Genomic DNA, 10,177 nt, shown 5'->3' with positions numbered 1-10,177 from the left:
TTTCAAGCGGCGTAAACACGGGGCTTTTTAAAAAACATTCACAGGTGAATAACTTTTTTCACAGGGGGAAAATACGTGGTAATTCTTGGAATCGACCCGGGGACGCGCAACTGCGGATACGCATTGCTCGAACTCGACGGCGCAAAGATGCGGCTGATCGAGGCGGGCCTGATCAAAATGAAACCCGAAGCGCTGCAGCTGCAGATCCCCCAGATGGTGGAGGCGCTTGAGCAGCTTTTCAGGGCGCACCAGATCGACGAAGTGGCGATGGAAGATATCTTTTATGCGCACAATCCGAAAACGGTGATAAAATTGGCACAGTTCCGCGGCGCGATTACGTTAAAATTGTTACAGGAGTTCGGACAGTTTGACGAATATACTCCTCTGCAGGTGAAAAAAGCGCTGACGGGCAAAGCCAAAGCGGCCAAGGAGCAGGTCGCTTTCATGGTGAAACGGCTGCTGGGCATCACCCGGGAGATCAAACCGCTCGACATCACGGATGCCATCGCGGTGGCCATTACCCATGCCCAGCGGGTCAGACTCGCGAAAAAGGAGACAAGATGATGGAGTGGATCAAGGATTACGCCGTTTTGTACGAGGATCCCATGACCTGGTTGATCGTCGCGCCGGTGATTTTCGGCATTATCTACGTTGCCGTCAGTTTTTTCGGGGAACGCGGCAGATAAGCGGCCGAGCTGAAAGGGAAGCGGCATTTTTTCGCCGCCGCCGTTGCTTTCAAGTACCGATGGTACAATACCCCAATTTGTCATTTGCGGAGCGTCAGGATGCAGGTTGAATTCCTCGAAGTCGATACCCCCTCGAACGTAGCGGTTTCCGCCGCGCGGACCTGTTATTTCCCCAACGGCATCGTCACCCCCGACGCCAGCGCCTCCTGGAGCAGAAAAGATGACCTGCTCCAGGGGATCTTCAAAGGCGGGCACCACACGACGCTGATGCATACGCATGTCACGATGCTCATCTCGGGTATGAGCCGTCACCTGATCTGGCGGCTGCTGCACGCGCACCCCTATTACAACTCCGAACAGGTCTCCCAGCGCTACGCGAAAATGAAGATCGAGAACTTCGTCTATCCCGCGGCGGGAGAACGCAGCGATTGGGAAACGTACTACCAGCACTGTTTTGACGATTACGAGCAGCTCATCGAAGTGCTGCTCCCCGACGTCGAGGCGGTCGTGCCGAAGTTCCGAAGGAAAGACAGCCGCAAAAAGGCGCAGGAGATGGCCCGGTACGTTCTGCCCGGCGGAATGAGCGCCTATCTTTACCACACCGTCAACATCATCACCCTTCTGCGCTACATCGCCGTGGCCAAAGCGATGCCTGAGTGCCGCGCTGAGGCGGAGGAGTTCGCCGCGATCATCGCGGAGGCGCTCGTGAAGGTGGATGCGTCGCTGGCGCCGCTGGTGGAACATGCCAAGGAGGCCGCCCCGGTCTTCCCGGCCTTCGATATGGCGGCGCACAAAGCCAAAATCGGCGTGGGGGATGAAGCCGTCAAGGTGTACGACGTCGTCGGCGACGCGGCCTTCGACGTCAACGAAAACTACGCGGACGTCCTGCGTTTCTCGCAGATGCTGCCCGACAGCGGCGTGCTCGGCGGGTTCTCCACCTATACCCGCCTCTCGCTCTCGGCCGATGCGCAGAACCAGCGCCATCGCCGTTCTCCGGCCGTGCGCCCTGCCCTGGAATCGATCTACGCCCGGAACGCCTATACCCCGCCGATCATTTCGAAAAACCCAGAAGCGCTCGCCATCTACGAGCGGGCGATCGCGCGGAGCTACGACTTTTTCGAAGCCCAGCGCGAGCTGCTCGGGTTCGGCGAGGCGGCCTACGCGCTCAGCAACGCCCACGAGATCGAACTGGTGGAGCGGGACGAATTTACCTCCTTCCACCACAAGGCGCAGATGCGGCTCTGCTACAACGCGCAGGAGGAGATCTTCGATATCGTCTACGGCCAGGTGAAACAGCTGCGCGCCATGGGCGTGCCGGGAGCCGAGGAGCTGCTGCCGCCCTGCGCGACGCGCTTCGCGATGAAAATACGGCCGACCTGCCCGGAGGGGGACCACTTCTGCGGGATCAAGGTCTGGAAACTTGAATTTGAAGATTACAAGAGGGAGATATGATGCGTATTGCCATTGCCGCGCTGGCGCTGCTGATCGGCCTGGCGGGCTGTTCGACCAAGAATATCCGTGTCGGCGGAATGATGTGTCCGGAGGGGTACTCGCAGGAGCAGATCCATCAGGATATGCAGGAGTGCCGTTTCTACGGTCCGGCCGAGGATGAAGCGGCAGCCAAGGCGGCTTTCCCGAGAGACGTCGAGCCTGAATGCATCAAGTGCCTCGAAGAGAAGGGTTACAAGATTACCGAATGAGACCCGACGCGCGATTCCACGGTATTCAGGACGATTTCCGCGCCCCCTATGCCCGTGACCGCGACCGCATTATCCATTCGGGCAGCTTCCGCAAGCTGGAGTACAAGACCCAGGTTTTCCTGAACCAGGAGGGGGATTTTTTCCGTACCCGCCTCACCCATTCGCTCGAAGTGAGCCAGATTGCCCGTTCGATCGCGGCGGAGCTCGGCCTGCGTGAACCGCTCGCCGAAGCGATCGCCCTCGCCCACGACCTGGGCCACACTCCCTTCGGCCATGTCGGCGGCGACACCCTCGACGAGTGCCTCAAGAAAGACGGCCACGCGAACGGGTTCGAGCACAATTTCCAGAGCTTCCGGGTGGTGACGGCGCTGGAGAAGCGCTACAGGACCTTCGACGGCCTCAACCTCACCTTTGCGACCCTGGAGGGTATTCTCAAGCACTCCTACCCCTACAAGAAAGCTTTTCTTCCCGAATGGATCGACACGGCGTTCGATCTCACGATGCACCCCTCCGTCGAGGCAATGATCGTCGACCGGGCCGATGAGATCGCCTATATGAGCCATGACATCGACGACGGGGTCCACTCGGGGCTGATCTCCTTTGACACCCTCCGGGGCAATCCCCTGATCGCCGAAATCCTGCAGAAGGTCTATGACGAGGGGATCGACGAGCGTGACGACGAGATGTTCCGCTACCGCTTCAGCTCCCACTTCATCAATCATCTCGTCTATTCGATGCTCGCTTATTCGCAGCCACGGGTCGCGGCGGCGGCCCCGGAGCACCTCCCCTCTTCCGAACCGCTGCCGATCGGGTTTGAACCGGCGCTGGAGACGGAGATCAAGAAGCTCAAAAAGCTGCTCTACCGCGATCTCTACCAGCACAAAAAAATCCTGCGCCACATGTTTGCGGGCAAACAGGCGATCCGGGGGCTCTATGCGGCATTGACGGCGGAGCCGAAGATGATGCCCGAGTATTTTTTCGCGCAGACCGACTCCCGGGCCCACCACAGGGTCGTTGCCGACTATATTGCCTCGATGAGCGACCGTTTCGCGATGAAGCTCTACAACGAACTCTACGGCCGTATCTAAACGGCCACACCCCTTTCTAACTCCTTTTTCGGTATAATCGCGAAAAATTTTAATGGGCGCAGTCGCCTCATGAAGGAACCCCCTTGCAAAAAATCAGAAACATTGCCGTCATCGCGCACGTCGACCACGGTAAAACGACGCTGGTCGATGGACTTTTGGGCCAGTCGGGCACTTTTACGTCCCACGAGCATGTCGATGAACGTGCGATGGACTCCAATGCCCTCGAAAAAGAGCGCGGGATCACCATCCTCTCCAAAAACACGGCGATCCGCTACAAAGATCACAAGATCAATATCATCGACACCCCGGGCCACGCCGACTTCGGCGGCGAGGTTGAGCGTGTCCTGAAAATGGTCGACGGCGTTCTGCTGCTCGTCGACGCCTACGAAGGTGTCATGCCGCAGACGAAATTCGTCGTCAAGAAGATGATCGCCCTGGGCAAGAAGCCCATCGTTGTCATCAACAAGATCGATAAGCCGGCAGCAGAACCTGACCGCGTCGTCGACGAAGTATTCGACCTCTTCGTCGCGATGGACGCCAGCGAAGAGCAGCTGGAGTTCCCGATCGTTTATGCCGCAGCGCGCGACGGCATCGCGAAGATGGACATGGGCGACGAGGACGGCAACTTCGAGTGTCTCTTCGAAGCGATCGTCAACGAGATCCCCGAGCCGGAAGGCGACGCGGGCAACCCGGCGCAGGCGCAGGTCTTTACCCTGGACTACGATAACTACGTTGGTAAGATCGGCATCGCGCGTATCTTCAACGGCACCATCAAGAAGGGCGACAGCGTCATGCTGGCCAAAGCCGACGGCGAGATGGTCAAAGGACGTCTGAGCAAACTGATCGGTTTCCACGGCCTCAACCGTATGGAGATCGATCAGGCGGAAGCGGGCGATATTATCGCCTTTGCCGGTTTCGAGACCGTCGATGTCGGTGACTCCGTCGTCGACCCGGCGAACCCGATGCCGCTGGACCCGATGCACATCGAAGAGCCGACCCTCTCCGTCGTCTTCTCCGTCAACGACTCGCCGCTGGCGGGTACCGAGGGTAAACACGTCACTTCCAACAAGATCAAAGACCGCCTCGAGGCGGAGATGCAGACGAACGTCGCCATGCGCCTTGAGACGATCGGCGAAGGGAAGTTCAAGGTTTCCGGCCGCGGCGAACTGCAGATCACCGTCCTGGCGGAGAACATGCGCCGCGAAGGGTACGAGTTCGGTATCGGCCGTCCGGAAGTCATCGTCAAAGAGATCGAAGGGGTCAAGTGCGAGCCGTTCGAGCACCTCGTCATCGATACGCCGGACGACTTCTCCGGTACGATCATCGAGCGCCTCGGTAAACGCAAGGCGGAGATGAAGTCGATGGTGCCGATGGGTGAGGGCTATACGCGTATCGAGTTCGAGATCCCTGCACGCGGCCTGATCGGTTTCCGCGGTATGTTCCTCACCGATACGAAAGGGGAGGGGGTTATGAACCACTCTTTCCTCGAATTCCGCCCGTACTCCGGTACGGTCGAAAGCCGCCAGTACGGTGCGCTGATCTCCATGGAGGGCGGTGCAGCGATGGCCTATTCGCTCTTTAACCTCCAGGACCGCGGCGTCCTGTTCATCGAACCGCAGGACAAGGTATACGAAGGGATGATTATCGGCGAGCACGCCCGTTCCAACGACCTTACCGTCAACCCGATCAAGGGCAAGGCGCAGTCAAACGTCCGTTCATCCGGTGCGGATGAGGCGATCAAGCTCGTTCCGCCGCGCGATATGAACCTCGAAAAAGCGCTGGAGTGGATCGAAGACGACGAGCTGCTCGAAGTCACGCCGGAGAATGTCCGTATCCGCAAGCGCTACCTGACGGAAAACGAGCGCAAGCGCAACGACCGCAGCAAAAAATAACCGTTTTTCCATACTTTCGCCCGGGAGTCACGCTTCCGGGCACCCCTCGATTTTTTCCGCGCAATCTCCACTGTTTTAAAGCATTTCAAACCTCACTTTCGCCATAATCATTCACTTAACAATGACGAGGAATCAGCAGCATGCAGCGCAAACAGATCTATAATCCGGATTCACACGAACACGTCAATGACCGCCGTATTTTCGGGGGTAATCCTACGGGTATTTTCGAGCTCAACAATATCAAATACCAGTGGGCGTACAACCTTTGGGAGATGATGCTCAACAATACATGGTTTCCCAAAGAGGTCGATATGACGCGTGACGCCATCGATTACAAGAATCTGACCGATGCGGAGAAGACGGCCTACGACAAGGCGCTGTCGCAGCTGATCTTCATGGACTCCCTGCAGACGAACAACCTGATCGACAACGTCAACCCCTACGTGACCGCTCCGGAAGTCAACCTGATCCTCGTGCGCCAGTCCTTCGAAGAGGCGCTGCATTCGCAGAGCTACGCGGTTATGGTCGACTCCATCTCGAAAAACAGCGCGGAGATCTACGAACTGTGGCGCCGCGATATGATGCTCAAGTCGAAAAACGATGCGATCGCCGCCATTTACCAGCGTCTGGCACTGGACCCGACGGAACGCAACTTCGTTCTCGCCTGTTTCGCGAACCAGATTCTCGAGGGGATCTATTTCTACAGCGGCTTTACCTACATCTACACCCTGGCGCGTTCGGGCAAGATGCTGGGGTCGGCGCAGATGATCCGCTTTATCCAGCGCGACGAAGTGACGCACCTGGTGCTCTTCCAGAACCTTATCAACACGCTCAAGCGCGAACGTCCGGACCTCTTTACCGAAGACCTCAAAGCGGAAGTCTACGAGATGTTCAAAAAAGCCGTCGAACTGGAGACGGCATGGGGCAAATACATCACCCAGGGGCAGATTCTCGGTCTCACCGACGGCATTGTCGAGCAGTATATCCAGTACCTCGCCGATGAGCGTCTCAGCAAGGTCGGGTTCGAGAAGCTTTACAACGTTTCGCACCCCATCAAGTGGGTGGATGACTTCTCGAAGTTCAACGACCAGAAAACGAACTTCTTCGAGGGCAACGTCACGAACTACTCCAAAGGCAGCCTCAGCTTTGACGACTTCTAAGACGCGTCCGCTCTGCTCCCTCACTTTCGGGACGCAGGGACGCACCTACGATGAAAACCTTGCCGTTCTACTCTCCCTGATCGCCGAAACGCCCGAAAACGCCATTGTCCTGGCACCGGAGGTCTGTCTGACCAATTTCGACTACGACAGCTTTGACGCGGCGGCGGACTTCGCGGTGATCGCCGGGCCGGAGCTGGAAAAGGCGAGCCGGGGTCGTACGCTCCTTCTGACGATGATCGTTCGGAAAGAGGAGGGGGTCTTCAACGTCGCCCGGGTCTATCACGATGGCGCGCTGCTGCGCGAGCAGGCGAAGGCGAAACTCTTCAGCATCGGGGAGGAGGAGCAGTGGTTCACGGCCGGCGGCACCGAAGCGATCGTTCCCTTCGAGGTGGAGGGTATCCGCATCGGCATCCTGGTCTGCTTCGAGCTGCGTTTTACGGCATTGTGGGAGCAGCTGCGCGGTGCGGAGATCATCTGCGTGCCGGCGCAGTGGGGACGGCTCCGCGCCGCGCACTACGACATCCTCGGACAGGCGCTGGCCGTCGCCAACGAGTGCTACGTGCTGCAAAGCGACACCGCCAACCGCGATACGACGGGCCAGAGCGGCATCATCACCCCCTTCGGTGAATGTGTGCGAAACGGCACAGACGCCCTGCTGGTGCAGCCGTTTGAGCCTGGCGAAGTGAAAAAGATGCGCCGCTATCTTGATACGGGAATACGATAATGAATGCCATTGCAGTGATGCGAAACAAAAAACTGGCCGAGGCGATACGTGAGCGCTTCGGGATCAGCGACACTGTTTTCAGTGCCATTGCGTCGACGAACCGTGAAGTGTACGTTCCCAACGGCTTCAAGCAGCACGCCTTCAAGCTCGACGCCCTGCCCATCGGGGCGGCGCAGTGGATCAGTTCCCCGCTCACCGTGGCCAAGATGACCGAGTACCTACAGTGCAACGACGCCGACAGGGTTTTGGAAATAGGCTGCGGCAGCGGGTACCAGGCGGCGGTGCTGTCGCATCTTTTCCGCGGGGTCTTTACGATCGAACGGATCGAGCCCCTGATGCGCGAGGCGAAAAAGCGTTTCCGGGAGGAGGGGATCACGAACATCCACACCCGCACAGACGACGGTCAGCTGGGCTGGAGCACCTACGCCCCCTTTGACCGCATTCTCTTTTCCGCTTCCGCGGAGCATATCCCCCAGGCGATCATCGATCAGCTGGCTCCCCGCGGCGTGCTGGTCGCTCCGATGACGCGCGATGGGGGTCAGGTCATCGTGCGCTATGTTAAAATAGGCGATCAGCTTATTGAAGAGGAGCTTGAAGTGTGTTCGTTTGTACCGGTGCTTGACGGGGTTCAGAAATGAAGATCGGCAAAGTATGGAATGAGAAATTTTCACGGGAGGGGTATCTGTACGGCACCCAGCCCAATGCCTACCTCAAAGAGGTGATGGATTCGCTCCCTCAGGGCGCGCGGATCCTTTTCCTCGGCGAGGGGGAGGGCAGAAATGCCTGTTACGCGGCGGAGCGGGGCTTTGAAGCCCACGCCATCGATGCGTCCGAAGTCGGACTGCAAAAGCTGCAGGAGATGGCGAAGAGCAGGGGAGTGAACGTCGAGGTCTCGCACATGGATCTGGCGCACTGGGAGCCGGAGGGGCGCTACGATGCGGTGCTCTGTTCGTACCTTCACCTCGAGGAGCCGCTGCGCACGGCGGTCTTCGTCAAGGCGCTCGCCGCCGTCAAAGAGGACGGCCTGTTCGCCGGCGAGTTCTTCGCGACGTCGCAGATCGAGCGCGACTCCGGCGGTCCGAAGGCGCCTGAGCTGCTGTATGATCTGAAGAGCTTCGAAAAGCTCAAACGCCCCTGGTTCGACTGCGAGGAGCTCGAAGCATGCAGCATCGAGCTGGACGAAGGGAAGGGGCACCAGGGGCTCGCGGACGTCATCCGCGTGCGTTTCCGCCACAACAGCGACCCGCGTTTCAAGATCACGCTGCCGGAGTTGACGCTCAGTGCACTGCTGGAGCGTTCGGTCACGGAATACGCCGAGCGGCCCGTCCTGCGCAACGTCGATGAGAGCGTGGCCCTGAGCTATGCCGAATTCGGGGAAGCGGTCGCCGCGCTGAAGACGCGCCTGGCCGATGCGGGCATCGGTATCGGTGACCGCGTCGCGCTTTGCAGTGAAAACATGCCAAACTGGGGGGTCGTCTATTTCGCCGTCACGACGATGGGGGCTGTCATCGTCCCGATCCTCCCGGATTTCCACGACAACGAAGTGCGCCATATCATCACTCATTCTCAGAGCAAGGCGGTCTTTGCATCGGCCAAGAAGCGCGAGGCGCTCGACGAGGGGATACTCTCCTCGCTGGTGATGCTGGTGCTGACCGAGGATCTCAGCGATGATCCCACCTTTGCCAAACGAAGCCCTACGATCCTTCAGAAGGTTAAGGAGGGGGTAAAGGGCTCTAAACACGCTGACGTGCATTACAGGCCCTCTGAGGACGATCTGGCAGCGATTATCTATACTTCCGGTACGACGGGTAGCAGTAAAGGGGTGATGCTGACGCACCGCGCCCTGACGTTCGAGGCGCTCGTTGCGCAATGCGTGGTTGAATTGGTAGCGGAGGACCGGTTCCTCTCCATCCTGCCGCTGGCGCATACCTATGAGTGTTCCGTCGGCTTTCTGCTCCCCATTGTCAACGGTGCCAGCGTCTACTACCTCTCCAAGGTCCCGACGCCAAAGATCCTCATCGACGCGATGGCCCTGGTCAAACCGACGGTCATCCTCTCCGTACCGCTGGTGATCGAGAAGATCTTCAAGAACCGCATTCTGTCGAACTTTCACAAAAACGCGCTCATGCGGGCCCTCTATGCCGTACCGTTCATCCGGAAGGCGCTGCATAAGATCGCCGGCAAAAAGCTCCTGCAGACCTTCGGCGGCGAGCTGCGCATCTTCGGAATAGGCGGGGCGCCGCTTTCACCGATGGTGGAGCACTTCCTGGATGACGCGGGCTTCCCGTATGCCATCGGTTACGGCCTGACGGAGACGGCGCCGCTGCTGGCGGCCGGCGCGCCTTTTAAGACGAAAGTAGGGGCGATCGGTCCGGCGATCTCCTCGGTCGAGCTGCGCATCGCCGACCCGGACGAAAAGGGAGTCGGGACGGTCTGGGCAAAGGGGCCGAACGTGATGCTCGGCTATTACAAGGACCCGGAGAAGAGCGCAGAGGTGCTGCACGAAGACGGCTGGTTCAATACGGAGGACCTCGGCTATATCGATGCGGAGGGCTATCTTTTCCTCAGCGGACGCTCCAAAAACGTCATACTCGGTCCCAGCGGCGAAAATATCTATCCCGAGCAGCTCGAGGCGAAGATCATGGAGGACGAGCTGGTAGAGGATGCGCTTGTCTACGAGGTCGAAAAGCAGCTGGTGGCACGGATTCATCTCAATTACGAAATGCTCGACGAACATATGGACATCACGAAGCTCTCCGAGACGGAACAGCACATTGAGATCGAAAAACTGCTCGAGCGCATCAAAACGGAGACAAACGAAAGCGTCTCCAAGTTCTCCCGTATCGCACGGGTGATCGAGCAGCGCGAACCCTTCGTTAAAACGCCGACGAAGAAGATCAAACGTTACCTCTATACGAACGGCTAAC

At 58.5% G+C, this 10,177-nt stretch carries 10 protein-coding genes; all 10 read left to right on the top strand.

Annotated features, from left to right (window positions below; genetic code table 11):
• Positions 1-75: 75 nt before the first annotated feature.
• The gene (gene ruvC, locus ACM66T_RS13245; RefSeq protein ID WP_231019525.1) at positions 76-564 is read left to right on the top strand and encodes a crossover junction endodeoxyribonuclease RuvC; all 489 of its coding nucleotides are present in this window, start codon (positions 76-78) and stop codon (positions 562-564) included.
• On the top strand, positions 561-686 hold the full coding sequence (locus ACM66T_RS13240; protein WP_255707353.1) for a hypothetical protein: 126 nt from the start codon (positions 561-563) through the stop codon (positions 684-686). Before ruvC ends, ACM66T_RS13240 begins: the two co-directional genes overlap by 4 nt.
• Positions 687-785: 99 nt before the next feature.
• On the top strand, positions 786-2,138 hold the full coding sequence (locus ACM66T_RS13235) for an FAD-dependent thymidylate synthase (protein ID WP_231019524.1): 1,353 nt from the start codon (positions 786-788) through the stop codon (positions 2,136-2,138).
• Entirely contained in the window at positions 2,138-2,386 is a 249-nt protein-coding gene (locus ACM66T_RS13230) for a hypothetical protein (RefSeq protein ID WP_231019523.1), read from the top strand. The genes ACM66T_RS13235 and ACM66T_RS13230 overlap by 1 nt, the downstream gene beginning before the upstream one ends.
• Positions 2,383-3,474 carry a deoxyguanosinetriphosphate triphosphohydrolase family protein gene (locus ACM66T_RS13225; protein WP_231019522.1) on the top strand — a complete coding sequence of 364 codons (1,092 nt, stop codon included), beginning with the start codon at positions 2,383-2,385 and terminating at the stop codon, positions 3,472-3,474. The genes ACM66T_RS13230 and ACM66T_RS13225 overlap by 4 nt, the downstream gene beginning before the upstream one ends.
• 83 nt (positions 3,475-3,557) lie before the next feature.
• Positions 3,558-5,366 (top strand): translational GTPase TypA, encoded by a 1,809-nt coding sequence (typA, locus tag ACM66T_RS13220; RefSeq protein WP_231019521.1) that lies wholly within the window; start codon positions 3,558-3,560, stop codon positions 5,364-5,366.
• A 140-nt stretch (positions 5,367-5,506) separates the two neighbouring features.
• Positions 5,507-6,526, top strand: a complete 1,020-nt coding sequence (locus ACM66T_RS13215; RefSeq protein ID WP_231019520.1) for a ribonucleotide-diphosphate reductase subunit beta — start codon at positions 5,507-5,509, stop codon at positions 6,524-6,526.
• Complete coding sequence (locus ACM66T_RS13210; RefSeq protein WP_231019519.1) at positions 6,513-7,250, top strand: carbon-nitrogen hydrolase family protein; 738 nt, start codon at positions 6,513-6,515, stop codon at positions 7,248-7,250. Before ACM66T_RS13215 ends, ACM66T_RS13210 begins: the two co-directional genes overlap by 14 nt.
• Positions 7,250-7,888, top strand: a complete 639-nt coding sequence (locus ACM66T_RS13205) for a protein-L-isoaspartate(D-aspartate) O-methyltransferase (RefSeq protein WP_416768651.1) — start codon at positions 7,250-7,252, stop codon at positions 7,886-7,888. The genes ACM66T_RS13210 and ACM66T_RS13205 overlap by 1 nt, the downstream gene beginning before the upstream one ends.
• The gene (locus ACM66T_RS13200; protein ID WP_231019517.1) at positions 7,885-10,176 is read left to right on the top strand and encodes an AMP-binding protein; all 2,292 of its coding nucleotides are present in this window, start codon (positions 7,885-7,887) and stop codon (positions 10,174-10,176) included. Before ACM66T_RS13205 ends, ACM66T_RS13200 begins: the two co-directional genes overlap by 4 nt.
• Position 10,177 lies beyond the last annotated feature (1 nt).

Source organism: Sulfurimonas sp. ST-25 (assembly GCF_048079205.1).
GTDB classification, from domain to species: domain Bacteria; phylum Campylobacterota; class Campylobacteria; order Campylobacterales; family Sulfurimonadaceae; genus Thiomicrolovo; species Thiomicrolovo sulfuroxydans.
Note: the sequence above shows the minus strand (reverse complement) of the source record. Positions and strands in the feature narration are given on the sequence as shown.